This window comes from Methylophilus sp. QUAN (genome assembly GCF_015354445.1).
Taxonomy (GTDB): domain Bacteria; phylum Pseudomonadota; class Gammaproteobacteria; order Burkholderiales; family Methylophilaceae; genus Methylophilus.
Genome location: NZ_JADKYT010000001.1, coordinates 369,431 through 396,420, shown reverse-complemented (window position 1 = coordinate 396,420; position 26,990 = coordinate 369,431). Strand labels below are relative to the sequence as shown.

The following is a 26,990-nucleotide window of genomic DNA, read 5'->3' as shown; positions in this document are numbered from 1 at the left end:
ATATAAAAAAGCCCCGCCTAAGCGGGGCAAGCTCGAAGGATCACACGCAAAAGTTAACTGATTTTGACCGGGACATAAATCTTGCTGTCACCACGCATCACCAGCAAGGCCACGTTCTTGCCGTTTTGCGACAGCTTGTCGTGCAGCTGGCTCACATTCTTCACCTGGTCGCCGTTCACCGCCAAAATCACATCTCCCGGTTGTATCCCAGCGGTGGCTGCTGGCCCTTTAGCCACTTCCTCAACCAGCAAGCCTTGCTTGAGCTGGGTTTGCGCCAGCTCCTGCGACGTCAGCGGACGCACGCTGACGCCCAGTTTAGATTGCTGGCTGTCTGGCACGACCGCCGGACCGGCTTGAGCCGTTTGCATTTCATCAATGCGCACAGACAGTTTCTTCAACTGTTTATTGCGCCAGACTTCCATACTGACGGTGCTGCCCGGCTTCACATTCGCCACCATCGGTGGCAAATCGCTGGAGCGGTCTATGCTCTGGCCATTGAATTTGACAATCACATCACCAGGTTCCAGGCCTGCTTTGTCGGCCGGGCCATTTTTCTCAATATTGCTGACCAGCGCACCACTCGGCGACTGCAAACCAAACGAGCTCGCTAGGTCCTGGTTGATCGACTGCACACCGATGCCCAAACGGCCACGGCTGACTTTACCTTTCTCCAGCAGCTGCTGCTCAATCCCCATGGCAACATCAATCGGGATCGCGAACGACAAGCCCTGATAGCCGCCACTGCGGCTGTAAATTTGCGAGTTGATACCAATCACTTCGCCATTGAGGTTAAACAGCGGACCACCCGAATTGCCCGGGTTAATCGCCACATCAGTTTGCAGGAAAGGCACATAGCCTTCGTCTGGCAGTGCGCGCGACTTGGCTGAAATAATGCCTGCTGTCACCGTGTTATCAAAACCGAATGGCGAACCGATCGCCACTACCCAGTCACCGACATTGCTGTTTTTGGTGCTGCCGATATGCACGATTGGTAAATCTTTGGCCTCAATTTTCAGTACGGCAACATCGGTTAATTTATCCACGCCAATCACCCTGGCCTGAAATTCACGCTTGTCAGACAGTTTTACCGTCACCACATCCGCCTTGTCGACCACATGCGCATTGGTCAGGATCACGCCATCAGACTTGACGATAAAGCCTGAACCCAGGCCGTTCATGGGCGTTTCGGTTTGTGGCAGGTTGGGTTGAAAACGACGGAACAATTCAAACATCGGGTCGTTAGGATCCACACCCGGAATACCCGCTGTTTTCACCGTACCGGTGACGCTGATATTGACTACGGCCGCCCCCTGGCTAGAGGCGATGCTGGCAAAATTAGGCAAGGTAATATAGGCGCTTGGCGCCGTTATGGCTTTTGCCGATACCGGCGCCGTGGCCTGCGCATGGTTCACCAGCGCATTACCCTGGATCCAGTAACCAGCGCCGAACAAAGCAGCCACCGCCAACGGTACAGTCACCCAATGTGTCAGTCTTGATTGTAAAAACGATTGCATCACAACGTCCTTTCTTGCTTTTTTAATATTGGCGCTTCATTCAAAGTGCCTCTGCGCATATGAGCGATAAAAACGCCTCGAAGTTTCACTGTTTTTGTATCCTCATGTATCGGCAACCCTACCAGGCATACCTATGCCGACGCCATATTCCAAAATGGAATATGTACCACCCGTGATACACTGCACTTTTTGCTTTTTTGACCGTGCAATGACAGATTTACCGTCTTTTTTAAAGCCCTATTGGCCCCGCCGAATGACAGGCACTTTGCGCGACTATGCGCGGGCGGCTATTGGTGCCGGATTAGGGATTTTGTGTACCGGGCTGATTGCCCTGAATGTGGTACCAGGTGACTGGCATAGTGCGGTGTTTTTAATTGCCCCCATGGGCGCCTCCGCCGTCATCCTGTTTTGCCTGCCATCCAGCCCATTGGCACAACCTTGGGCCATTTTAGCGGGCAACACCCTGGCAGCACTGGCCGGGGTATTTTTCACGCAACTGTTACCGCAACAACTGGTGTTTGCCGCGGCGCTGGCCATGCTGAGCGCCATCGCACTCATGTTCGCGCTGCGATGCCTGCATCCACCCAGTGGCGCGGTCGCCCTCACTGCCGTGTTAGGCGGCGAAGCCATTCATAGCCTGGGCTACAGTTTTGTCTGGTGGCCGGTGCTGGCAAATAGTGTGTTACTGGTACTCACGGCCTGGCTGTACCATACGCTGACCGGCTACCGCTATCCTGCCACACATCACGAGCATGCGCCCAATTCGCCTACCCATATGCACTACCAGTTTGGTTTTAAAACAGAAGACTTACAGACCGCGCTGGGGCAGTTTCATGAAGTGCTGGATATCCACCCGGAACAATTACAAAGCTTGCTGGAACAAACCGAACTGATTGCTTACAGGCGCAAGCTGGAAGCGATTGAGTGCCGGGAAATTATGCGTCCGGTCTCAACCATGCTGGAGTTTGGCGACGCGCTGGAAACCGCCTGGCAAACCATACTTAAACAGACCGAGCCAGCGATTCCCGTGGTGAACAAGGCCCAATTGGTGATAGGCCTGCTCAGCGTGTCTGACTTTATGCGCCACGCCAAGGCAGAGAGCTACCGCGAAGTGGCACCTGCCTTAAAACGCCTGATCCGCTGGTCACCTACCACGCATAGCGACAAACCGGAAGTGGTCGGCCAGATCATGACCACACCGGCGATCACCATCACCGAGCACATGCATCTCATGCATACCATCCCGCTCATGACCAGCCACCATTTGCAATTGCTGCCGGTGGTCGATGAATCCAACAAACTGGTCGGCATTCTGACGCAAACAGACGTGATTCGTGCGTTATACCGTTAAGGTTGGGCAGGCTTGTCGCGCTGCTGAAACGGCACAATCACTTCACGTGACGCCAGCACAATCTCGCGCAAAAAGCATAACAGGCCAAAAATCAGCGAGGCCATCGAAATAATAAATGACACCATCACCAAGTGCGGCAGCCGCAAACCCGTCTCTACCGACAAAAACATACTGGCAATCGAGACGCAAATACACAAGGCAGCAAAAGTGGCCGCAGCAATGGCCCGCCGCAGCCACTTTGTGCGCCGCACAATAATCCTCAGCTCATCTTTAAAGCGCTCACGCTTTTCTTCTGGTGCATCGGTCAAAAAACGGGCGCGATCTATCGAGCGCCCCAGGCGGCCAATCAGCACGCCTAAAATCGAGCCGATACCGGTTAATAAAAACACCGGCGCTACCGCATCACGGATGGCTTCAGACACACTGTGGATTTCTATCATGGTATTAATCATAGGCAGGAAGGTACTTGCAAACGGAGAGTCAGGCACCAAAAACGCACTCTTTTGGTTTTGGATGCACTAGAAAAAAGCATGAAGAAAACAATTCTGCGAAAAAATAACGTTTTAAATGTTAGTTCAACGATTCATAAGCGATTTTCAAGCCACATTGAGTGCATTTAGGGCCTTAATATTGTAATAAAAGCATTTTTCTTGCCATTGTTTTTCAATTCGACCTACCCAAACAGGAACCATTTTTGCTGTATACGCCCTGGCAACAATAAAATATGTATAGGGAAAGAGGCAACAAGATGCACCCGCAACCGTTAACCGAGGACTTGGCTAACCACTTCAAGAAGGTCAATGACTTTCGTTCAAATATTTACCAACTGCAACACGCCTGGGATAGCCTGGCATTGATGGCACAACTGTCCGGCACCGGCTCCGAAATGGAAGAAACCCGCAGCGCGTTTAACACCATTTCAAATGATGTATTACGTCATTTATCGCAGGAAACCCTGCATAAAACCGCTGCACAACTGTCGTCAAAAGCATTTGAAATCATCAACCTGCTGGTGCGCAACCTGTTTGAGCGTACGGCTGACATTGGATTTTTCGCGACCGACGATGATGTGCGCGACTATCTCGAAAAACAGGCTGCGGACATCGTGGAAGATGCCGATCAGGACAGACTTGCATTTCGTTTCCAGGAATACCAGAAAAAATACACCGTCTACGACAACATTGTGCTGTTTGATGAAGAGGGCCAATTGCTGCATCAACTGGATGACACGCAAACCACCTTGTTTCATTACCACCCGATTGTGGCACTGGCGCGGCAATCGACAGAACCATATGTAGAGCGTTTTTATGAAACAGAGATCGGCGGCAAGATGCATAAATCTCTGGTCTACGCGCATGCCGTACGCAGCAAAGACGGCCAGCGTACACTGGGCGTGCTATGCCTGTGCTTTAAGTTCGTCAATGAGCTGGATACCATCTTTCACAACCTGATTCCGCATCATGACTGGACCATAGGCGTGTTGCTGGACGAAGAACGCAACGTGATTGCCTCCAGCGATCCGTACCAGATTCCGCTAGGCATTTCGCTCTGTGTGGATACCGACACGGACTGGTTTATTACGCGTTTTAGCGGGCGCGAATACCTGTGCGTGACCAAACAGTCAGAGGGCTACCAGGGTTACCTGGGGCCAGGCTGGTTGGGCCAGGCCATGATCCCGATAGAACATGCGTTTAACCAGAGCATTCGCGACATGGTCAACAATATTGATGCGGACATTCTGCGTAAAGTGATGCGTAGCCCGCTGATTTTCTCCGAAAGCTTGTTGAATATTCCCAAGCAGGCGGCCAATATCCAGAGCAAACTGAATCAGTCAGTGTGGAACGGTAATATCCGGCAAAGCAATGATGTGAATACCCAGCAGAAAAATTTTTCCAAAAGCCTGCTTTCTGAAATCAGCCATACCGGCCACAAAACGCAGCAGATCATTGAAAACATGGTCTCTGAGCTCTACCAGACCGTGGTGTCTGTGATGCTGGAAAACTCCAGTTTTTATGCACAGCTGGCGGTAGAAATCATGGACCGCAACCTGTATGAACGTGCCAACGATGTGCGTTGGTGGGCACTGACGCATGTGTTCAGGGATTTGCTGGCGAAGGCTAGCTTGCAGGCTGAAGATAAAAGCACCATGACAGAGGTGCTGCGCTATATCAATAGCCTGTATACCGTGTATGACAATCTGATTGTGTTTGACCGCAAAGGTGAAGTGATGGCGGTGTCTAACCATCAATACAACCATCTGCTCGGCACCCAGCTGGCGGATGAATGGGTAGGCCGAACGCGCAGTTGCGCCTCAACCCAAGATTATGTGGTCTCCCCGTTTGAACCCACCCCTCTCTACAATAACAAACACACTTACATTTATGCCGCGCCTATACGGCATCTGGATGGTAACAGTATCGTCGGTGGCATTGCCATCGTGTTTGACAGCACACCGCAATTTCAGGCCATGCTGCGCGATGTGATTCCACGTGACAAGACCGATACGCCGGTCAATGGCAGCTTCACCCTGTTTGTGAACGAACAACTCCATGTGATTTCAAGCACGCATAAAGACTTTGCCATGGGCGAGCCGTTTGAGCTGATGCCCGCCATTAGCAAACTGAAAGAAAGCGAGCAGCTGTTTGATATTGCGATTTACCAGAATACCTATTATGCCGTTGGCGCGCGCGCAGCCTATGGCTACCGTGAATTCAAGAGTGAGCAGGATAGCTACCGCAACAAGGTGGTTGCGCTGATTTTCACGCCTCTGGGCAAGGAGGATGAAATCAATCAGCGTATCCACGCCGAGGCGCAAGTCATCCACAACAAATTTAACCCCAACCTGTTTGCCCAGTCCGGGCAGGACTGCCAGGAATATGCCACCTTCTATGTGGGTGACTCGTGGATGGGCATAGAAGCACGCTTTGTGCGCGAGGCGATTGATGAAGACCAGCTGCGCACCTTGCCTGAGTCCGCACCGTTTATCGCAGGCATGCACGCCTACCGGGGAGAGGTGATTCCGGTGATTGACCTGGCACGCATGCTGGGACATCCGCACTATTTCACGGATTACCGGCAAATCATCGTCATTGAAGACAAAACCGCCTCGCTCAGATTTGGCCTGTTTGTCTCAGCCCTGGGCGAAATCCCTTATCTGGCGCCAACGCAAATTCAGCCGATGAATACCTTTTTCCGGGGTGCCAGCCACAACCCGGGCATTGCCATTGCCAATATCGCCCAAAACAGCATGCTGACCCTGATCACCGCACAAAGCCTGTGGGACAAAGTGCTTTCCGTGCGTTCACAATCCGCTGAACAGGTGTATGCCTGATGAATAGTCAGACGACCCTTTTTGGAGTCATGCAAAACGACATCATGGAATCCTTACTCACCGCGCAGCAACAGCGATTGCTGGATACGCTGCTGGATAATCTGGATGGCATGATTTACCGCTGCCTGTACGACAGCAACTGGACCATGATTTACGTGAGCAAGGGCTGCGAAACCCTGACCGGCTATCCGGCACCAGACTTGCTGCTCAACAAAACCACTTCTTACGAAATCATCACCCATCCAGATGACAGGGAAAAAGCACGCACCACGATTGATGCGGCGATTCAAAAAGGCGAGCGTTTCGAGCTGGAGTACCGCATCATACGCGCCAATGGCGACATCACCTGGGTGGCCGAGCGCGGCAGTGCGGTGTTTGATAGTGAGGGCAAACCAGTGGCGCTGGAAGGCATTATCCAAGACATCAGTTGCCGCAAACGCATCGAACACGAGCTATTCAGCACCGAGCAAAAATACCGCTCGATGTTTGAGAACTCCACCCTGGGCATGTTCCAGACCACGGAGTCCGGCACCTACCTCAACGCCAATCCGGCACTGGCCAAATTGTATGGCTATGTGTCGCCGGAAGCACTCATCAGCGATCTCAACAATATCAGCACCCAGCTCTACGTGGCCGAAAGCAGGCGCGGTGAATTTACCGAAGCCATCCGCGCGCAAGGCCGGGTACATAATTTTGAATCTGAGGTTTACCGGCTCAATGGTGAAACCATCTGGATTTCAGAAAACGCCCATGCCGTCTGCGACCCGCAAGGCCAGATTCTTTACTACGAAGGCACGGTAGAAGACATTACCGACCGCAAGAACCATGAGCTGCAAATCCGCCAACTGGCTGTCACCGACAACCTGACCGGCCTGCTCAACCGCCATGCCTTCAGTGGCAAACTGGCCAGCCTGATTGCCGAAGCCGATAAAACACAAAACAAGATTGCCATTGCTTTTATCGACCTCGACCATTTCAAGCTGATTAACGACACACTGGGGCATCGCGCTGGTGACAAACTGCTGGAGAATGTCGCACAACGGCTGATCCAAAGCACGCGCCCAACCGATGCCATTGTGCGCTTTGGCGGTGATGAATTTGTCATGCTTTACCCCGGCCTGCGCGTGGCGGAAGATGCCGAGCCATTGCTAGCACGCGTGATGGAAGCCATTTCACAACCGATTGCCATTGGCGATTATGTATTTAACATGACCTGCAGCGTCGGCGTCAGTATTTACCCCGACCATGCCAAAGAGATAGACGCTTTGCTGAGCTGTGCCGATTCAGCACTTTACAGTGCAAAAAACGCTGGCAAAAACAAGGTGCAGATGTTTAGCGGCACACTGGCGCAACAACTGGGCGAACGCAACGAAATTGAATATGGCTTGGGCCATGCCATGCAACGGCAAGAATTGATGCTGTATTACCAGCCGCAAATCAATATGCAACATGGCAATATCAGCGCACTGGAAGCGCTGATCCGCTGGCAACATCCTGAGCGCGGGTTGATCCCGCCCGACCAGTTTATCCCGGTGGCCGAAGAAACCGGCCACATTTTTGCCATTGGTGAATGGGTATTGCAAACCGCCTGCCAGAAGATCAAGTCCATGCAGACCGAGTGGGGCTATATGGTGCCGATTGCGGTCAATGTCTCGCCTATCCAGTTTTTGCGCGGCAACCTGGTTGAAACCGTACAACGCGTACTGCGGCAGGAGCGCGTGCCGCCGCACCTGATTACGCTGGAAGTCACCGAAAATGCCCGCTTCAAGGATGAGGCCATGTTCACGCGCACGCTGGAGCAGCTAAAGCGACTGGGCGTGTGCATCGCGATTGATGATTTTGGCATCGGCTACTCGAACATGGCCTACCTCAAGAACTACCCGATTGATGAGCTCAAAATCGACAAGGCCTTTGTACAGGACCTGGAGCAGAGCGTGACCAACGGCAACATTTTGCTGGCGCTGATTAATCTGGGCAAAAGCTTGCATAAATCAGTCACTGCCGAGGGCATAGAAACCGAATACCAGCACCGCTTTTTACTGCATAGTGGATGTGATGTCGGGCAGGGATACTATTACAGCCGACCATTATCGGATGAAGCGCTGGCGCAATTTATGCGCGAACAGCAGCCAAAATTCGATCATTTTCAGCAGGTGGCCAGGTAATCCTGGCCACAGTGCTTTCTGGTTAAACCGCGGCCTGCTCTACTTCAATGTCAGGCAACGCCTCGTGTTTAATGGCCGCTTCAAATGCGGTCAACCGTTTGTATACCGACAAGAGTTCAACAATCGTCGTCCAGGAATTCACCAGGTATTGGAACGAGTTGCTGACTTGTGAAAATGCAGTCAGGATCTGCTGCAAAATACCAAAGGTAATCCGGCCAGCCGCAATCGTCGGCACCAGAATCAGGTAAGCGAAAATATTGTCTGCCTGCAAATACAGGCTGCGCGCCACGTTGAAATACATATAGTGGAAATACAGGCGGAAGTAGTTTTTACGTACATCCATAAACAATGACTTGAGTGTTGCCGGTTGTGCGCGCTCAATATTGTCTTCACCATACACCAGCTCTTTACGGTAGGCGGCTTCCACACGCTGGTTCCTGAATTCCAGCCCCGGCAACTTAATCCCTACAGCAGCCAGTAATAAAGTACCAAATACCGACCAGGCAATCGCGGAAGTAAACAGTGGCGCAGGCACGGTGCCAAACACCGGCAATTCGCTGACATAAGAAGACAGGCTCCATAGCACAGGCAAGAACGCGAATAGCGTCATGATCGCCTCCACCATAGACACACCCAGGCCCTCCATAATGGTGGCAAAACGCATGGTGTCTTCCTGCACCCGCTGCGAAGCACCTTCAATGCGGCGCACCTGTGACCACTGGCTAGTATAAAAATCGTTCATCGCCGTGCGCCAACGGAAAATATAATGGCTGACAAAAAAACGCGTGATGACGTAGATAAAAATCGCCACAAACGCAATTTCGGCAAACTGCAACATCAGCGTGTACAACTCGGCTGTGGTCACTTTGGAGTTGGGTGACAAGGCTGCCTGCACGCCGTCAAAAAATGGTCGGCGCCAGTTATTAATCGCCACGGATACTTGCACCGAGTAATAGGTCGAAAACAGGATAAACGACGAACCGACAATAGACCACCACTGCCAGCGTGTAGGCTTTAACTGAAACCAGGCCAGCGCAAACAGGGCCACGCTCACGGCATAGTAGCCATAAAACAACTTGAATGAATCGGTGACAAAGTGACCTAGGCCAATGACAGGTTCCGCCTCAGCCACGGATAAGCCAAATATGGCACCAATAGCAGTAGAAAACTCAAACCAGACACCACAACACACGGTTGCCCACACAATGACAGAAGGCCAGAACCAGCGAGAATCAGGGAAAAAAGATTTAAACATAGCGCTTTCTTTGACGATTTTTGTTTGGATGTTTGTGGGGAAAGTAATTGTCTGCCAGTGTATTGGCTCTTGAAAAGACCTGCAACAAAAAAGCCTCCGTGAGGAGGCTTTATGTGTTGTCACGTGTATGAATGCTAGATGCGGTTACCGCGGAAGCAGCAGCCCAACGGCGTATTGGCGGTGTAATTAGCATTTAACACCATGCCAGATGATTTGTTCGCCGAATGCTTTTGTTGCACACGTTTTTTATAAACAGCCGGTTTTTTCATGGCAGTCTGTTTATCTTCGTCGACTTTCGCTTCATCTACCGCTGCCACTTTTACCGCAGGCGGCGATGCATTGGCGGCGGCCACGGTTTCAGCGGCCTCCGGTGCCACCACCTGCCCGGACTGAGTTGCACTCAGTAAAGGATTATTATCAGCGGGGACTTCGTGCTCGAAAGTAATCATCATCAAGGCAAGCATGTTTAACAAAATCAGCTTGGGTAACATATAGGACTTGGTTCGTTGCATGTTTAATACTCGATTTTTCTCAGGCGATCTCATGCGCTATAGTAGAGAGTCGAAATGGATTGAATAAGTAGGCAGGTGCCGATTTACTTGTCAGATAATGCTTACAAAATAGCTACCGCAGAAAACATTTACGCGATATTCTGGTCAGAGTGCTCATACTCGTGCATGATGCATGATCAGAATGATTGGCCTTTGTCGATGGGAGCCTGTATGAAACGGTTATTGCTATTGCTGATAATGTGGACAGGGGTTGGGCAGGTGCAGGCACAGCCCAGCATCGTCGACACACTGGAGCTTGGCCACTCGATTGTCATGGTCACGACCGATATGCCTGGCGGCTCTAATGGCCGCGGCTCTGGTGTGGTGGTGAGCCCGGAATACGTGGCCACCAACTGCCATGTCATTGCCAATAGCAATGGCGCCAATATTGCCAAGTTCCGTGATGGTTACCGCCCTATTGCGCTCAAGGCCAACTGGAAACGCGATGTCTGCCTGCTCAAGTTTGACCCGCTGCCGTTCAAGCCACTCCCCATGCGCGATAGCAAAACCCTGCAATACGAAGAAGAAGTGTTTAGTTTGAGTTTTCCAGCGGCCGCGCCGGTGCCACAACTGTCTTATGGCAATATCAAAGGTATTTACCCTTACGATGGCAGCATGATTGTGCGCTCGAACGCCTCGTTCTTAATGGGCTCCAGTGGCGGTGCCCTGTTTGACCAAAATTTCAACCTGATCGGGCTCACCACCTTCAAGAGCCCGGGCCACCAGGCGTTTTACTACAGCCTGCCAGTGGAGTGGATCAAAGAGCTCATGGAGGCACCTGAAATTATCTCACTCAAAACCAATGAGGTACCGTTCTGGGCATTGCCACTCGAACAACGGCCTTACTTTATGCAGGTGGTGATTCCTTACCAGAATGCAGATTGGGCTAATTTAAAGTCGATTGCCAGCGAATGGGCGCATAAAGAGCCCAGCTCAGCCGATGCGTGGTACTTTCTCGGCCTGGCAGAAGAAGGCCTGCAACAGTTTGCGCAGGCTGAGCAAGACCTCAAGCATGCTTATGACTTGAACCAGCGCGACTATGACGCCATGCTGGCATTGTCACGCGTGGCATTTACGCAAAAAGACCTGACTACCTTGCAGTCACTGCAACCGGCGATCAGCGCAGTGGATAAAGACCAGGGCGAAAAAGTCACGCAGCAAATTATTCAACTGAAACAAGGCAGTTAACACGCCGTATTAAGCTGGTGAAACAGGCCAGAAAATATCTTGCTTGCGGGAACTCTCTCAGGCAAATGCTGTTCAAGCATGCAGCGCATAACAATAATGGATACACACATGATGAAACACGCAGTAACACGCACCACCACCGGGCTGACCATCGCCTTACTTAGTGCCATGGCAGAAGCTGAGTCTCGCATAGACCGCCAAACTGAAACGGCCGTGCCCAGAGCACAAAACTTATACGGCATAGGCGTAGGCGTCTTGCCCAAGACCTCAGGCTCTGATGAGTACCGCGTACTTGCATTGCCAATTATCAATGCCAACTATGGTGATCGCTTTTTCATCAATGCATTACAAGCAGGTGTCTGGCTGCTGGACAGCGATGACCAGCGTGTGCGCTTTGGGCTGTCTGCTGAAGCCAAATTTGGCTGGGATGCCAGCAAAGGTGATCGCACCCGTGGCATGCATGACCGCGACTTTTCGATTTTTGTCGGCCCCTTGCTACGCTGGCAAACAGACTATGGCACGTTTAATGCGCAATGGACCACAGATGCCAGCGGCAACAGCAATGGCCAACAGGTTCAGTTGCAATACATTAAAAGCCTGGTGCGCGCTCCGCAACTACGCTTGAACGGGGTGGTTGGCGCCACCTGGAACAACCAGAAATTTAACGACTATTATTTCGGCGTCGACAACAGCGAAGCGACTGCCAGCCGCCCGGTTTACCGCGCAGGCTCTGGCGTAGAATGGCAGGCGGGTGTCAATGGCATGATGCCTGCCTTTAAAGACCACTCCCTTTTATTTGGCGCCTTTGTGACGCGACTGAGCAACGCACAACATAACAGCCCGATTACCGAAACCAGAATCCAGCCGATGGCCTATGTCGGCTACAGTATTCCTTTTTAACTCACCTGTTTTTAACTCAGCTAGCGGCGGCCGTTAGCGTTAAAAAACTGCCAGATCACATCATTGGCAGAGATCGCATCCGAACCAGCCTGCCCACCACGCGGTTTACTGCCTCCGGGCCAGGAGTGGCCGCCAGTATCCGTAACGCACAGCTGCACTGGGGCCAGTCCGCCACGGTGGATTTCGCAATAAGCGCCGGGCACATCTAGGATGCGCTCGGCCTGGCTATTGGCCTGGTTGAGCTGCACCCACTTCTGTATCGTCGCTGGCACTGAGTTAAAACTCACATCAACCATGGACTGCTGACCTTTGCCGCCATTAAACGGCACATGGTCATCGTCTTTGGCATGGATATGCAGCACCGCTACCGGCTTGGCTGGCTGGCAGCGTTGGGTATTGTCGGTGCCAGCGACCGAGGCGATGGCACTCACGGTGTCAGATAGCTCACAAGCCAATCGGTAGCTCATCATGCCGCCATTCGACATGCCATCGACAAAAATGCGTTTGGCATCGACATTGGCACGTTGCCGCATGTCCTGGATGATGGCACGGATAACAGCAACATCATCACTCTGCTTTTTAACCGCCGGGCCACAGCAATTGCCCGCATTCCAGGTCGCAAACTTGCCACCCGGCAGGCGGCTGTAGCCATTGGGGAACACCACAATATAACCGTATTTTTCAGCGGCCGACACCTGGTGGTAAAAACGCTCATTGGCCTGCACTTGCATATTACCCAGGCCACCATGTAGCACCAGCACCATAGGCAAGGCCTGCCCAGACAGTGCCTGCTTGGGCACATGGGCCAGATAAGGACGCTGGTCTCCGTTCACAGTCACGGCAAATTCATCATCGCCCGCCGCAAGACCGGCCCGCACCAGCGCAGGAAAAGTCAGCAAGCCCAGCAACACAGGGTAATATAATCGTTTAGGCAACATCATAGATACTCCAGACAGGCGTATGGAAAGCATACATGAACGCGCCAGTGAAGTGAGTTGTTGACCGCTTGAGCTCAATCGATGCATGAACAGAAATATGACACCACTTGCCCCCATACAACAACCGGTCGTCGGCTTATTGCTGGCAGGTGGCTTTTCACGCCGCTTTGGCGCGCAGAACAAATTGCTACAACCACTCGCCGATGGACAATTAATGGCGCTGAGTGCTGCGCAAGCTTTAATTCAAGCGTTGCCGAACAGCATTGCGGTGATACGTGCCTATGCGTCGCCGCTCACTGGCCAGCTCATGTCACTGGGATTTAAGGTAGTGACTTGTGAAGAACAGCATCAACAGATGGCGGACAGCCTGAAATTAGGGGTTGTCACGGCACAAACGCACTTTCCACACCTATCCGGACTGGTCATTGCGCTGGCAGATATGCCATACATTCAGGCAGCAACCATTACGCGCGTCGCGCAACAACTGACGCAAGCACGACTGGTGCAGCCCATGTTTCAGGGCCAACCCGGGCACCCGGTTGGCTTTACCAGTGACCTGATACCGGAATTACTGCTGGTCGAGGGAGACCAGGGCGCGCGTGAAGTGTTGCGCGCGCATCAGGCCGAGATTTTAAGATTTGAATGCCAGGATGCAGGCATCTTAAAGGATATCGATACCCCTGCAGACCTGGCGTGAGCCAATTTCGCTCAAGCCGCAGCCAGATTGGCACTGGCTTGAGCGAGTCCGACTTGTTGCAATTGTGCCCGCGCCTGAATCAGCTCAGCCAGAATAGAGACGGCAATTTCGGCTGGCGTGCGGCTGCCTATGCGCAAACCGACCGGGCCATGCAGGCGATTCACTTCCTGCTCGCTTAAATCAAAACTGCGCAAACGCTGCTTGCGCTTCTCCTGGTTTTTGACTGAGCCCAGCGCGCCGATATAAAACGCATCTGATTTGAGCGCCTCAAGCAAAGCCATATCATCCAGTTTAGGGTCATGCGTCACCGCCACAATCGCCGTGTGCGGATCTGGTGCAATGTCTAGCACCACATCATCCGGCATACCGGGCAACCAGTCCGCGCCTTCCACATGCCATTCGGCACGCATTTCTTCACGAGGGTCGCAGATCATGACATGAAAATCCAGCGCTTGCGCCATGGCTGCCAGCACTGACCCTAACTGGTTGGCGCCGATGATGAGCAAGCGCCACTGTGGCCCAAAATAACTGTGGAACCAGTCGTTATCCAGGTAAGGCAAGCCCTCTGGCAACACAGGCTGGTGGCGTACTTCGCCACTCTGCAAATTGACCGAACGCTTTAACAAACGGCGTTGTGCCAGGCTTTGCAGCATGGGTGCCAGTTGCGCCGCCTGTGTCAGCGGCTCGGCAAAGATTTTCAGCTGCCCACCACACGGAATCCCAAAGCGCTGCGCCTCATCCTGGTGAATGCCATATTCAAGAATGGCGGGTTGGGCAGGCAATTGCTGGTGCTGTGCCTTATCCGCCAGGTCGTCCTCAATACAGCCGCCGGACACCGAGCCAACCAGATGGCCATCTTCACGCACCACCAGAATGGCGCCCGGCAAACGCGGTGCCGAGCCCCAGGTCTGGATCACGGTGAACAGGTGCGCGCGATAGCCTTGTTGCAGCCAATCGCTGGCACGTTGCAGCACTTCCCAATCTGACGATTGCATATGCTTAAGCCAGTTGGTCGCCTATCGGCAGGCGGCGGATACGTTTACCAGTAGCGGCAAATACGGCATTGGCCACCGCAGGCGCCAACGGCGGTACGCCTGGCTCACCAACACCGCCCATTTTCTCGGTGCTGGCTACAATATGTACATCTACCTTAGGCATGTCTTTCATGCGTAACACCTGGTAATCGTGGAAATTCGATTGCACCACTTGCCCATCTTTAAAGCTGATTTCGCTGCTCAGTGCGGCGCCCAAGGCATAAGCCACTGAAGATTCCATTTGTGCCTTCACGCCATCCGGATTCACCGCCAGGCCGCAATCAATCGCCACCACCACACGGTGCACTTTGACTTCGCCTTCTTTGACCGAAACTTCAGCCACTTGCGCCACATAGCTGCCAAATGATTCATGCACGGCAATGCCGCGGAACACGCCCTTAGCTAATGGTTTGCCCCAGCCAGCTTTATCGGCGGCCAGGTTGAGCGCTGCCAGATGACGTGGATGGTCTTTGAGTAACTGGCGTCTGTAAGCCAGCGGATCCTGTTTACTGGCATGCGCCAGCTCGTCGATTAGGCTTTCCATAGCAAAGCCGGAGTGGCTATGCCCAACCGAGCGCCACCACAACACTGGCACATCGCTCTGCACCGAATGTAATTGCACCAGATGGTTGGCCGTGCCTTTGACATAAGGTGAATCCGCCACTCCTTCCACCGAGGTGGCATCAATGCCATCCTTGATCATCACGCCTTCAAACGGCGTGCCTTTGATGATGGACTGCCCGACCAGGGTGTGTTGCCAGGCCAATGGTTTGCCCTGCTTGTCCAGGGATACCGTTGCGCGGTGCACAAACATCGGCCGATAAAAACCGCCTTTAACATCATCCTCACGGCTCCACACGGTTTTCACTGGCAAGCCAGCGGCTTTTGCAACTTCGACGGCTTCAGACACAAAGTCCGCGCGCGGATTAGCGCGACGGCCAAAGCCACCGCCTAAAAACTGGGTATGAATTTTCACTTGTTCCGGTTTGAGACTCAGGATCTTGGCCGCAGAGGCCTGGTCCGTGGTTTGCATTTGCGTTCCGGTCCAGATGTCACACCCCTGCTCAGAAATTTTTACCGCGCAATTGAGTGGCTCCATGGGCGCATGTGACAAATAAGGCAATACATATTCGGCGGTCACGGTCTGCTTGGCCTGTTTGCTGCTGGCAATATCACCCGCCTTGGCGGCCTGCACGCCTGGCTGTTGTGCCAACGCCTGGTATTGCTTTAATAAGGCCGCAGAATCCGGTTTATCATGCCCGGCCAAATCCCACTCCAGTTTGAGTGCTTCGCGGCCTTGCTTGGCCGCCCAGTAATGCTCGGCAATCACCGCCACACCTGTCGGCACCTTGACCACCTTGATCACACCCGGTACTTTCAGCGTATCACCGTCAGCGACACTTTTCAGTTTGGTACCAAATACCGGTGCACGTGCCACCATGGCAATTTTCAGGCCGTCAAATTGCACATCCTGGCCAAACTTGGCGGTGCCATTAATTTTTTCTGCACTATCCAGGCGTTTGGTGGCTTTGCCAATAAACTTCCACTCTTCCGGTTTTTTCAGCGTGACGCTGGCCGGTGTTGGCAACTGGCTGGCGGTTTCTACCAACTGACCATAACGCAACTTTTGGCTGCCGTTGATCACCGCCCCGTTTTCAGTGCGTAACCCAGCCACAGGCACGTTCCATTGTTTGGCAGCCGCCTGCATTAACAGCGCACGCGTTAAAGCGCCAGCCTGACGGTAGCGATCAAACTCTGACCAGGTGGTAGACGAGCCACCGGTAATTTGTATGCCATAAGCGGTGTGAATATAAGCCGGTGCCGCAGGCGCATGCTCAACCTTGATCGTATTCCAGTCGGCATCCAGCTCATCGGCGATCAGCATCGGTAGCGTCGTCCACACGCCCTGCCCCATTTCACTGTGCGCCAGCATCACCGTAATACTGTCATCGGCACCTATGCGCAAGAATGCATTGGGCGCAGGCAACGGCATAGCCTCGGCCGCATTGGCCACACCCATAAAACGTTTGGCCTGCGGAATGCTGAAAGCCACCACCAAGCCACCAGCGACCAGCGCGGTACTTTTAATAAAGCTGCGGCGCGAGAGATTAATCATATCGTTCATGGTGTCTCTCCTTAAGCCAGTTTGGCAGCAGCTTCGTGAATCGCTGTGCGGATACGTTGATAAGTCCCGCAACGGCAGATATTGCCACTCATGGCGGCGTCGATATCGGCATCGCTGGGCTTGGGATTTTGTTTGAGTAATGAGGTGGCAGACATGATCTGGCCAGACTGGCAGTAGCCACATTGCACCACATCAATCTGCTGCCAGGCAGCCTGCACGGCTTGCCCGACTTTGTCTTCCTGCATGGCTTCAATCGTGGTGATCTTTTTACCCACTGCAGCACTCACCGGCGTCACGCATGAACGGATGGCCTGGCCATCCAGATGCACGGTACAGGCACCGCACTGCGCCATGCCACAGCCAAACTTGGTGCCAGTCATGCCAGCCACGTCGCGAATCGCCCACAAAATAGGCATGTCTTCACTGACATTTAACTCGGTTTCTTTGCCATTAATCATTAGTTTCATCGGGTAGGTTCCTTGTGAATATCTGTTGTGCCTGGGGGCTAAACCAATCTGAACGTTGGCTATGATGAAAAATATACTAACATACACATCTGTATGTATGTGTGTTTCATGCACGATAAAACAGGAAATTTAACGATGTTAAATTTTATCTACAGGCACGCTATATAAGGCTGTATATAACGAAGGGGCTGAGAATTTACATCGTCATCACAACACGGCACAATCCAACTATCACACGCATCCGATGATGATAATCATCACATTCATTGAGGAGACCAACAATGAGCAAAGCCATCATTGTGCAACCCGGCGGCGGCTACCAAAACGTGACTATAGGCAACTGTGAAGCGGCCGCCCCCAAAGCAGGCGAGATCACGGTCAGGCTACATGCCAACTCGCTGAACTATCATGATTTTGCCGTGGTTAGTGGCATGTGGGGGCCGACTGAGCCACGCATTCCGATGGCCGACGGCGCCGGGGAAGTGATTGCCGTAGGCGCAGACGTCACTGAATTTAAAATAGGAGATGCTGTAGTCAGCACCTTCTTTCCCACCTGGCAATCAGGTGAGCCACTGGTTGAAGGCTTTGCCACCGTGCCGGGTGATGGCATTGATGGTTACGCCCGCGAGCTGGTCACCACATCGGTAGCATCCTTTACCCTAGCCCCCAAAGGCTGGAGCCATCTGGCATCCTCCACCCTGACGACTGCGGCCCTTACCGCATGGCGGGCCCTGATGGCAGATGACCACCTGAAACCGGGCGATACCGTACTCGTGCAAGGCACAGGCGGCGTGTCTATTTTTGCGCTGCAATTTGCCAAACTGGCTGGTGCCACCGTGATTGCCACGTCGTCCAGCGACGCCAAACTGGAGAAACTCAACGCCCTGGGCGCAGACCACCTGATTAATTACAAAAGCACGCCGCAATGGGGCACACTGGCGCGTGAAATATCGGGCGGTCGCGGCGTCGACCATATCGTCGAAGTGGGTGGTCCGGCAACACTGGAACAATCCATGCTTGCGGCCCGCGTCGGTGGCCATGTGTCGGTCATCGGCATATTGACTGGCCTGGCAGGCGATTTTCCGCTGGTGACCGCACTTATCAAGCAATTACGCCTGCAAGGTGTGCTGGTCGGCAATCGTGCGCAGCAACAGGCCATGATCAAAGCGATTGATGCTAACGGCATGCAGCCTGTGGTAGATAAAGTATTTGCTATAGAGGAAATCGTGCAGGCGTTTCAATACCAGGAAACTAACCAGCACTTTGGCAAAATCTGTCTGCAAATTTAATGTTTTAATCGCGATGGATTGTCTGTCTATCGCCAAAACATCATGACGATTGATTAATCACTTGCCTGCCGCAGGACTGATTGGCTGGCAGTGCCACCGCCATTTGTTTTGGCGTTGCCAGCTTGAGGTTAGCCATGAGCTGTACAAACGCGGCACGCGAAATTTGGCCACCCAGGCGCGAGTTATACTGCTTTTCTTTACCGACCGTCGATACCGTTTGGCCATGATAATCATGGCCGGGGTAGACCAGGGTGGCATCCGGCAGACTGAAAATTTGACGATGTACACTGTCGTATAGCTGACCGGCATCCCCCTGCTGAAAGTCAGTCCGGCCACAGCCATTAATCAGCAAAGCATCACCGGTAAAAATACGGTCACCCAGGTAGTAGCTCACACAACCGTTGGTATGGCCAGGTGTGTAGCGCACCTCGATATTCAGTGACCCCACGCCCAAATGCATGCCATCGGTCACCAGCAGGTCACCGCAAAGCACCCCCGCATCACGGTGGACAACACTTTGGCTACCCAATCGCTGGCGTAGTGCATCCGCTGCAGTCACATGATCAGCGTGCACATGGGTTTCCAGCGTATAGGCCAGCGTGAGCCCCAGGCTATTCAAGGTTTCAATATAGCGCGCAACCTCACTTTCCACCGGGTCGATCAACACCGCCTGTTTGCTTTGCTCACACCCGAGCAGATAGGTATACGTGCAACTCTCTGCCTCAAAAAACTGTTGGAAAATCATGCGTCAGTGCCTCAGGAGAGTTTTATGAGAGACGGTGAAAAGCGAGTGATTAAAGCCAGCCGCGGCGCACGGCCAGCGTATGTAGCGCCATGCCCACCAACATGCTGGCGACAAATATCCACACGGCAGAACCGCCAACCAAGAGCGAGGCGACCGCCGGACCAGGGCAAAAGCCAGCCAGGCCCCAGCCGGCACCAAACAGTAGTGCGCCTATGACCAACTTGCGATCCACCTGTTTCATGGCAGGTAACTGCATCGGCAACCCCAATAAGCTGCGCGATTGTTTAGCCGCCGCTTTAAACGCAAAAAATCCAACAGCAATCGCGCCCATCATGACAAACGCCAGTGAGGGATCCCAATCACCACTAATATCCAGAAACGCGAGGACCTTGGCAGGATTGGTCATCCCGCCCACAATCAAGCCCAGCCCAAACACCACACCAGCCAACCATGCCATCACAATGACCATCATGTGCCCCCTAGCCCGCCACCAGCACATGGCGCACCAGCCAAACCATCAGCATCGCTGTCAGCATAAACATCAGCGTCGCTACCAGCGAGCGTAACGATAAGCGCGACAAGCCGCATACGCCATGACCACTGGTGCAACCTGACCCCAGTCGCGTACCAAACCCCACCAGCAAACCAGAGACAATCAGTCCGGGCGTACTGGTGACAATCTGCATGGCAGGCAAAGGTGTCACCAGCGCATACAGTAGCGGTGCCATCATCAGGCCAGCCACAAAAGCAAAGCGCCAGCCGCGGTCACCAGCAGTTGCGGTCCATAACTGGCCCACAATACTGCTGATACCGGCAATCTGGCCCAGCCAACGGATGAGCAACAAGGTAGAAAAACCAATCAGCAAGCCGCCGATCAGCGATGACAAAGGGGTAAACGTGGTCATGCGGGACTCAGTATGAATGGTTAAATGTCAAAAGCTGGCTAATCAACTTCATCTGCCATATCTTCATGCGGCGTGGGCGAGTTGCGGTTACATTCAAAGCCTGCATTTTCCAGCGTCACGCGGTATTCACAACTGGGCAAATGCCCTTCGAGACGGCCGTTGATCTGCGTGGTTTCCTGCTTGCAAAACACACAACGATAACGATGCGCCTGGCCTTCAAAATGCTCTTGCGGATAATCGATATAAAACAGACGTTTCATCATGGCCTCCTGATTTGCAACAGTGATCAGCCTATGCTACGCCGCCGACTGCGGGCTGGCAATACACAAAAAATAGCGTCCAGCAAGGTTTTTTGCTATTTATTTTTTGCGTGCAGATTTTAATCACCACTGCTTTTAATCATTAAATCATAGGGTTACAGCACTCACCCACAACACAACCAAAAAGTTATCCACAAAAAATGTGGACAGCACACAAGTACCACCCCCTGTGTTTACCGCTGCCGCAGCGGGCGTTGCAGCACTTGCGCCAACATGACCCCGCCCAATGCCAAGCTGGTGCCGGCCACAAAATAAGCATCTACTGGTGCCTGTAACCAGACGCTGGACAGAATGGCCGTCAAGACCGGTAACACATTCATAAACAGGCTGCAGCGCGCCGGGCCTATCAAGAGCACACCCTTAATCCAGAAATAAGGCAAGAGTACCGATGCTAGTACACCAGCATACAAAATCAGTGGCAACGTTTGCGAAGTGATACTGATAGCAGGCCGGGTAAATAGCAATGCAAACCCCATACATATACATATACAGGCGCTCACTGCCTGCATGAATGTCGATTGCCACACGGTCAGTGGCAGCGACCATTTACGGATCAGCACACTATAAAACGCATATACCCCGGAGGCCACCAACATCAGTACATCCCCTTCAGGTGCCCCCTCCTGCACCAGTGACATCAGGTTGCCATGCGCCACCAGAACGATAATCCCCAGCAAGGCGGTCAAACCGCCCATGACCATGCCCAAGGTCAGGACCTCACCCAGCAAGCAAGCACTTACCAGCATCGTCAGCAAAGGGTTCAGCGCCGTCATCACCGCCATATGATTTGCCGTGGTTGTCGATGCCGCCTGATAAGACAAACACTGATACAACGCCATACTGAGAAAACCCAGCACGGCCAGCTTGGGCAAGACTTGAATAATCACCGCCCGATCGCGCCAGATGGATGGCAGTATAAATGTCGCCATCACGGCCAGGGCAACCAGCAAACGGCAAAATGTCATCGCCAGCGGCTGGATCAATCCGGCAGCCAACTTGGAAACCAGGACATTCCCCGACCACATCATGATAGCCAGCAATGGAAAAGCAATCCCCTTCATGCACATCTTCCTGTCACGTTGAAAATGAACATGGTAAAGTGCAAAACCATCACCATCTCTCGACAATCAGTCAATCTTTATCTAAAAATGGACTTACTGACACCAGCACACGATCAACATAAACCCTACGAACTGGCAACCATGCCGGTCACAGGCATGCGTGCTGATTACGCCAATGGCTGGCTGATTCCGCCCCACAGCCATTGCCGTGCGCAATTGCTGTACGCCATTCGCGGGGTGATGGCGATAGATGCTGACCATGGCCGCTGGATTGTACCGCCTACACGCGGGGTATGGATCAAACAAGGCGAGTTGCACTCAGTGAAAATGCATGGTGACGTCAGCATGCATACACTGTTTATTGATGCGGATGCAGCGGCAGGCTTGCCCACTAGCACTTGTGTGCTGGATATCCAGCCACTGATGAAAGCACTGATTGTGGAAATTGCCCAGGCCGGTTTAAGTTATGCCCAGGATTCGCGCGAGGCCAGGATCGCACAACTGATTCTGGATGAAATCCAGTTATACCCGGCCCTGCCTTTTCATTTGCCCTGGCCCAGTTCGCCGCGACTAAAGCAAGTGTGTGAGCAAATGACGCAACAACTGGATGATGCCAGACCCTCGCAGGCGTGGGCGTTGCAGCTGGGCATTAGCGACAAATCGCTGCACCGGCATTTCAAGCAGGAGACGGGCATCACCTTTGGCCAATGGCGTGAACAGGCACGTATGCTTAAAGCGGTGGAAGCCATTGCCCAAGGACACAAACTACTGCATGTGGCGCTGTCTGTAGGCTACCAGAGCCAAAGTGCTTTCTCAGCCGTATTTAAAAAGCACTTCGGCCTCAGTCCGTCAGCCTACTATCAAAACCTGCCAGCGAAATAAGCGGCCATGCACTAACCACGGCTATGCAGCGCGGCAATTTCCTGGATATCCAGATCGCGCTCCATCATATGCAGCAACTCATCATGAATCTGGCCGGAGCGATGCAGTTTAAGCAGCTCCTCGCGCCCAGCAGCCACCGCGGCCAGCACCACATTAAAATGGGCTTTACGGATATCGTCCGGCAACATGGCGTCATTTTTATGCTTGTCCGACAAGCTCTGGCGATAGCCATATTGTTCCAGCAAACGCGGGTGTTTCAGCACACCTTGCTCGTCGTAAGCCAGCTTGTTCACCACTGCATACTGCGCCTGCTCTATGCGCGCCCAGGTTTGTGGCTCATTTAAATAAACCCGTTCATGTGCCGTGGCTTTTAATTTGAGCACGCGGATGATCCAGCCGATGGTCGTCCCCTGAAACAACACCGTCACTAGAATGACGGCAAACGCACATAGCAGCATCAGGTCCCGCCCCGGCACTTCGGCAGGCACGGCCAGCGCCGCCGCCAATGTGACCACGCCACGCATGCCAGCCCAACTGGTGACAAACGATTCGCGCCAGCTACTTTGCGCCTGTGAGGCACGCTTGCTGAACAACCTAGCCAGGCCATCAACGGCAAACACCCAGACAAAGCGTGACACAATCACCACCGCCAATACCAGCAACACTTCCATGCTGTAATCGGCGATTGATTTGCTGCCTTCGGCAATGCGATCCCACACGCCACGTAACGAGAGACCAATCAGGATAAACACCAGCGACTCAAAGACAAAAATCATGATTTCCCAAAAAGCAGCACCACGACGTCTGGCAGTGGCGGTCATGATTTCGTGCTGGTGCCAACCCAGCATCATGCCGTAAGTGACGGTAGCGATCACGCCTGACACGCCAATATGTTCGCCGACCACATAGCAAATCCAGCCCGGCAAGGCAGAGGCGAGAATCATCAGCTCGGTGTCGTGCAGATAGCGCAAGGTTTTATACACCAGATAACCAAACGCGCCACCGAGCAAGATGCCACCCACGCTGAGCCAGGCGAATTCTTCAATCGCGCCAGTCATGGAAAACACGCCGGTGAGCATGGCCACAATCGAAAACTTGTACAACACCAGTCCGGTGGCATCATTGAGCAGGCTTTCGCCCTCCAGCAACACCAGCAATTTGCGCGGCAATGCCACCCGTTGCAACACCGCCTTGGCGGCGATGGCATCCGGCGGCGACACAATGGCGCCTAAGGCAAAACAGGCCGCCCACGGCAGCGCCGGGGTCAGGCTATGCAGCGCCAACCCGACCACCAGGGTGGTAAATAACACCGCGCCTACCGCTAGGAGCAAAATGCCCACCAGGTGTCGCCTGAATTCATGCCAGACCGTGAAATAAGCGCCCGCCATCAGCAAGGGCGGCAAAAACACCACCAACACTAGAGCCGGATCAATTTCAAACGCAGGCAAGCCCGGAATAAAGGCGATCAGCGCCCCGCCGATGAGTTGCGCTACAGCAGGTGGCCAGCGTAATTTCTTTGCCAAGACTTCCAGCGCAATAATCGCTACCAGAAAAAATAAAATCAGATTGAAATAGAATTCGTTGGACATAAATTAGCGATGCGCTGGCATCCACCCGCGGACAGCCAGCAATACTTTCAAAGACAAACACACATAAATGAGGCAGATTGACGTCCTCTACAGACGCTGAACGAGTGTAATGGAAAACATAGGCAGAGGTTTGATTTAAACAGGTAAAACCTGTTTAACCCGCAGCCCATAGCATGATTGTCTTTCGTCAGGCACAGTATGCACAAATGGTTGGCCACACACAACAAACATATATTTACATATGTTATAAAAGCAGTGTTTAATAGCGGCTCCAAGGTTCTTATCCTATTGCGCACCAACCACCGGGAGTCATCATGCCGCAGTATTTGGCAGCCATGAAGTTAGACTGGAAGCTCTTCTGGCTGCTGGGCCTGCTAGCAACAGGCTGCCTGCCACTCCTCAGCCCGTTGGGACTCAGGGATAGCTGGTATTTTTTTATCGCTTTATTAAGCGCAGCTGCGATCTGGCTAGGCATCTGGCAACAACGCCCGCAGCCCTCCCGGCCATGGCAACAGTTTTCCATCGCCATTAGCGCCCAATGCCTGGGCGGACTCATAGAAGCCAACACCGACGCCAGTGGCGCTTTTGGCATGCAGCTATCGCTGGCAGATATATGCTTGCTCACCGGGCACCTGACGCTGGTCAATAGCTTGTGGCTGCTGGCCTGTCATCAACAGCCACAATTTCCGCGCCATGGTTTTTTTCAGGGCTGGATTCTGGCCACCAGCCTCATGCTGATCGGCTGGCAGTTTTTGTTTTTACCTACCATCCTGCAACATGGCTTTTCGCTAGACCGGCCACAGGTCTTTCGCATGCTATATCCATCGCTGTCATTTGTAGAACTGGGCATGTTGCTGTGGCTATGGATCAGTAGTGCTGCCTATGCGTCACGGGTGTTTATACAGCTCTGCCTGGCCATCCTTTTTTTTGCCATCGGCGAATGCATTTTTCATGGCACCAGCAACAGCCTGGCGGTGCCGCACGACATCAACCTCATGTTCTGGCTCTTGGGCTATGTCAGTTTTGGCAGTGTCGCGCTACACCCAGAGCTGGCGCAACTTGGCCAACCACGCGCCAGTGAAGACGACCGTCATGCCAACCATATCCTGACACTACTCTTACCACTGGCAATGCTGTTTCCAGTCGCCTTGCTGCTGCGCTATTTCCAGGCGCTGCATCCGGCCACCATCGGCATTCTGTTGGGATTTTTTATTGTGTTCATCATCGGCTGGTATCAACTCAGAACCACCATGCGCAATATCATCGAGGTGAAACAGCAACTGCTACAACAAAATCGCACCGACTACCTGACCGGCATTCCTAACCGCAACTATCTTGAGCAGGTGGTTGAAAACAGCCTTTATTCCACGCGCGCATTGCCGCACAGCCTGAACGCCATGTTGCTGATGGACATAGACGGCTTTAAGGCTTTTAACAATATTTTCGGCTTTGGCCTGGGCGATCTGATTTTAAAAGCGGTGGCAAAAAGGCTACATCATGATAGCAAAATCCACGGTGACCACTTTGCCCGCGTCGACGGGGATGAGTTTATTTTACTCATGCTCAATGTGCCTGAAAAAGCCATGGTTGAACACCAGGCCTGGCACATTCACCACTTACTTGAGCAACCTTTTGTGGTCAATGGCTTAACCGCCAAGGTCAGTTGCAGCATTGGCATCTCCATCGCAGACTCTTTCACCAAACATACGTTTTCCAATATGCAAAGAGAAAGTGAGCGTGCACTCCTATGGGCGAAAGAAAACCAATCGCAAGTAGAGTTTTACCAAGCCATCCGCGATAAAACAAACGACAAAAGCTGGGTGATCAGTGAGTTTCGGCAAGCCATTTATTATCGGCAGATTGTGGTCTACTACCAGCCCAAAGTACGTTTGCAAACACTCACAGTGATGGGCGTAGAAGCACTGGTGCGCTGGCAACACCCGGTGCGCGGACTGATCATGCCTGGCGAGTTTGTGCCGCAGATTGAGAACACCGACCTCATCCATACCCTGTTCAAACTGGTGCTTCATGAGTCTACCCGGCAGTGGCAACACTGACACCAACAGCAGTTGGACCTCACCATGGCCTTGAATGTCACCGCCCGCGACCTGATGAATTTTGACCTGGAAAAAGAGGTGGCACAAGCGCTGGAAAAACATGCTACGCCTGCCAACCGTATAGAGGTTGAAATTACCGAGTCCAGCGCAATTGCCGACCCCAGGCGCGTGAAAAAGCTGTTGTCAGCGCTGATTGCCCTCGGCGTCAAAATCAGTATTGACGACTATGGCACCGGCTATAGCTCACTGCTGTACTTGCAACAATTGTCTTTGCACTACCTCAAAATAGATCAGCAATTTATCCGCGAAATGCACCACGACGCTTCCAGCCTGGCCATCGTGCGCTCGACGCTGGAGCTGGCAAAAAACCTGCAGATAGAAGTGATTGCCGAAGGCATACACGCCGTTGCCTGCTTACAACAACTCGTCGCCATGGGCTGCTATGGCGCTCAAGGATTCCTATTTTCAGAACCACTGCCCGCCAGCGAGATTCCCGCCACCGTCAGACGCATCCAGGCCACGCGTTATGAACTCGACTAAACAAACAGGCTCTAATCATTATGCACATTAAATTGACGGCAAAATTTAGTTTAATATGTCGTCAGTCACGCAATAAACTCGCAGGA

General features: G+C 52.8%; 22 protein-coding genes and 1 pseudogene. 9 read left to right on the top strand and 14 right to left on the bottom strand.

The window, feature by feature from the left end; genetic code table 11:
- Nucleotides 1-53: 53 nt before the first annotated feature.
- Complete coding sequence (locus tag INP79_RS01780; protein ID WP_194752701.1) at nt 54-1,514, bottom strand: DegQ family serine endoprotease; 1,461 nt, start codon at nt 1,512-1,514, stop codon at nt 54-56.
- A gap of 253 nt (nt 1,515-1,767) precedes the next feature.
- Here INP79_RS01780 and INP79_RS01775 point away from each other — a divergent pair, with 253 nt between their 5' ends.
- Nucleotides 1,768-2,865, top strand: coding sequence for an HPP family protein (locus INP79_RS01775; protein ID WP_228519681.1), 1,098 nt, complete (start codon nt 1,768-1,770; stop codon nt 2,863-2,865).
- On the opposite strand, the gene INP79_RS01770 is transcribed toward INP79_RS01775, so the two are convergent.
- The gene (locus INP79_RS01770) at nt 2,862-3,353 is read right to left on the bottom strand and encodes a DUF2721 domain-containing protein (RefSeq protein WP_370583242.1); all 492 of its coding nucleotides are present in this window, start codon (nt 3,351-3,353) and stop codon (nt 2,862-2,864) included. The two genes, INP79_RS01775 and INP79_RS01770, sit on opposite strands and share 4 nt — an antisense overlap.
- A 260-nt stretch (nt 3,354-3,613) precedes the next feature.
- On the opposite strand from INP79_RS01770, the gene INP79_RS01765 reads away from it, so the two are divergent.
- Both INP79_RS01765 and INP79_RS01760 read left to right on the top strand, forming a co-directional pair.
- Nucleotides 3,614-6,196 (top strand): chemotaxis protein CheW, encoded by a 2,583-nt coding sequence (locus tag INP79_RS01765; RefSeq protein ID WP_194752699.1) that lies wholly within the window; start codon nt 3,614-3,616, stop codon nt 6,194-6,196.
- 29 nt (nt 6,197-6,225) lie between these two features.
- A complete protein-coding gene (locus tag INP79_RS01760) occupies nt 6,226-8,361 on the top strand; it encodes a bifunctional diguanylate cyclase/phosphodiesterase (RefSeq protein ID WP_194752698.1) in 2,136 nt (711 codons plus the stop codon).
- Between the two features lie 22 nt (nt 8,362-8,383).
- On the opposite strand, the gene sbmA is transcribed toward INP79_RS01760, so the two are convergent.
- Complete coding sequence (sbmA, locus tag INP79_RS01755; RefSeq protein ID WP_194752697.1) at nt 8,384-9,616, bottom strand: peptide antibiotic transporter SbmA; 1,233 nt, start codon at nt 9,614-9,616, stop codon at nt 8,384-8,386.
- Nucleotides 9,617-9,750: 134 nt separating this feature from the next.
- A complete protein-coding gene (locus tag INP79_RS01750) occupies nt 9,751-10,128 on the bottom strand; it encodes a hypothetical protein (protein ID WP_194752696.1) in 378 nt (125 codons plus the stop codon).
- 210 nt (nt 10,129-10,338) lie between these two features.
- On the opposite strand from INP79_RS01750, the gene INP79_RS01745 reads away from it, so the two are divergent.
- Entirely contained in the window at nt 10,339-11,355 is a 1,017-nt protein-coding gene (locus INP79_RS01745) for a serine protease (protein WP_194752695.1), read from the top strand.
- A gap of 108 nt (nt 11,356-11,463) precedes the next feature.
- A complete protein-coding gene (locus INP79_RS01740) occupies nt 11,464-12,255 on the top strand; it encodes a MipA/OmpV family protein (protein WP_194752694.1) in 792 nt (263 codons plus the stop codon).
- A 20-nt stretch (nt 12,256-12,275) separates the two neighbouring features.
- Here the strand turns inward: INP79_RS01740 and INP79_RS01735 are convergent, their stop codons facing one another.
- Nucleotides 12,276-13,196, bottom strand: coding sequence for a PHB depolymerase family esterase (locus INP79_RS01735; RefSeq protein WP_194752693.1), 921 nt, complete (start codon nt 13,194-13,196; stop codon nt 12,276-12,278).
- Between the two features lie 94 nt (nt 13,197-13,290).
- On the opposite strand from INP79_RS01735, the gene INP79_RS01730 reads away from it, so the two are divergent.
- Nucleotides 13,291-13,890, top strand: coding sequence for an NTP transferase domain-containing protein (locus INP79_RS01730; RefSeq protein WP_194752692.1), 600 nt, complete (start codon nt 13,291-13,293; stop codon nt 13,888-13,890).
- A gap of 11 nt (nt 13,891-13,901) precedes the next feature.
- On the opposite strand, the gene INP79_RS01725 is transcribed toward INP79_RS01730, so the two are convergent.
- From INP79_RS01725 to INP79_RS01715, 3 genes are read right to left on the bottom strand one after another with little or no spacing between them, the layout of a single operon-like run.
- Nucleotides 13,902-14,885: an XdhC family protein gene (locus tag INP79_RS01725; RefSeq protein ID WP_194752691.1), complete on the bottom strand. Its 984-nt coding sequence runs from the start codon at nt 14,883-14,885 to the stop codon at nt 13,902-13,904.
- A 4-nt stretch (nt 14,886-14,889) separates the two neighbouring features.
- Complete coding sequence (locus INP79_RS01720; RefSeq protein ID WP_194752690.1) at nt 14,890-17,049, bottom strand: xanthine dehydrogenase family protein molybdopterin-binding subunit; 2,160 nt, start codon at nt 17,047-17,049, stop codon at nt 14,890-14,892.
- Between the two features lie 11 nt (nt 17,050-17,060).
- Nucleotides 17,061-17,516: a (2Fe-2S)-binding protein gene (locus INP79_RS01715; RefSeq protein ID WP_194752689.1), complete on the bottom strand. Its 456-nt coding sequence runs from the start codon at nt 17,514-17,516 to the stop codon at nt 17,061-17,063.
- Nucleotides 17,517-17,797: 281 nt separating this feature from the next.
- Here INP79_RS01715 and INP79_RS01710 point away from each other — a divergent pair, with 281 nt between their 5' ends.
- Nucleotides 17,798-18,805: an NAD(P)-dependent alcohol dehydrogenase gene (locus INP79_RS01710; protein ID WP_194752688.1), complete on the top strand. Its 1,008-nt coding sequence runs from the start codon at nt 17,798-17,800 to the stop codon at nt 18,803-18,805.
- Between the two features lie 40 nt (nt 18,806-18,845).
- On the opposite strand, the gene INP79_RS01705 is transcribed toward INP79_RS01710, so the two are convergent.
- From INP79_RS01705 to INP79_RS01685, 5 genes are all read right to left on the bottom strand, one after another.
- Entirely contained in the window at nt 18,846-19,550 is a 705-nt protein-coding gene (locus INP79_RS01705) for an MBL fold metallo-hydrolase (protein ID WP_194752687.1), read from the bottom strand.
- Between the two features lie 49 nt (nt 19,551-19,599).
- Entirely contained in the window at nt 19,600-20,019 is a 420-nt protein-coding gene (locus INP79_RS01700; RefSeq protein WP_194753812.1) for a DUF6691 family protein, read from the bottom strand.
- A gap of 10 nt (nt 20,020-20,029) precedes the next feature.
- The gene (locus INP79_RS01695) at nt 20,030-20,455 is read right to left on the bottom strand and encodes a YeeE/YedE family protein (protein ID WP_194752686.1); all 426 of its coding nucleotides are present in this window, start codon (nt 20,453-20,455) and stop codon (nt 20,030-20,032) included.
- Between the two features lie 38 nt (nt 20,456-20,493).
- Complete coding sequence (locus tag INP79_RS01690) at nt 20,494-20,718, bottom strand: hypothetical protein (protein WP_228519679.1); 225 nt, start codon at nt 20,716-20,718, stop codon at nt 20,494-20,496.
- A gap of 230 nt (nt 20,719-20,948) precedes the next feature.
- The gene (locus INP79_RS01685) at nt 20,949-21,836 is read right to left on the bottom strand and encodes a DMT family transporter (RefSeq protein ID WP_228519678.1); all 888 of its coding nucleotides are present in this window, start codon (nt 21,834-21,836) and stop codon (nt 20,949-20,951) included.
- A gap of 30 nt (nt 21,837-21,866) precedes the next feature.
- Between INP79_RS01685 and INP79_RS01680 the strand changes: the two genes are divergently transcribed.
- Nucleotides 21,867-22,718, top strand: coding sequence for a helix-turn-helix transcriptional regulator (locus INP79_RS01680; protein WP_228519677.1), 852 nt, complete (start codon nt 21,867-21,869; stop codon nt 22,716-22,718).
- A gap of 11 nt (nt 22,719-22,729) precedes the next feature.
- Here the strand turns inward: INP79_RS01680 and INP79_RS01675 are convergent, their stop codons facing one another.
- Nucleotides 22,730-24,307 (bottom strand): Na+/H+ antiporter, encoded by a 1,578-nt coding sequence (locus tag INP79_RS01675; RefSeq protein WP_194752684.1) that lies wholly within the window; start codon nt 24,305-24,307, stop codon nt 22,730-22,732.
- A gap of 314 nt (nt 24,308-24,621) precedes the next feature.
- Here INP79_RS01675 and INP79_RS15615 point away from each other — a divergent pair.
- Nucleotides 24,622-26,904 (top strand): annotated as a pseudogene (locus tag INP79_RS15615) (putative bifunctional diguanylate cyclase/phosphodiesterase).
- Nucleotides 26,905-26,990: the final 86 nt, after the last annotated feature.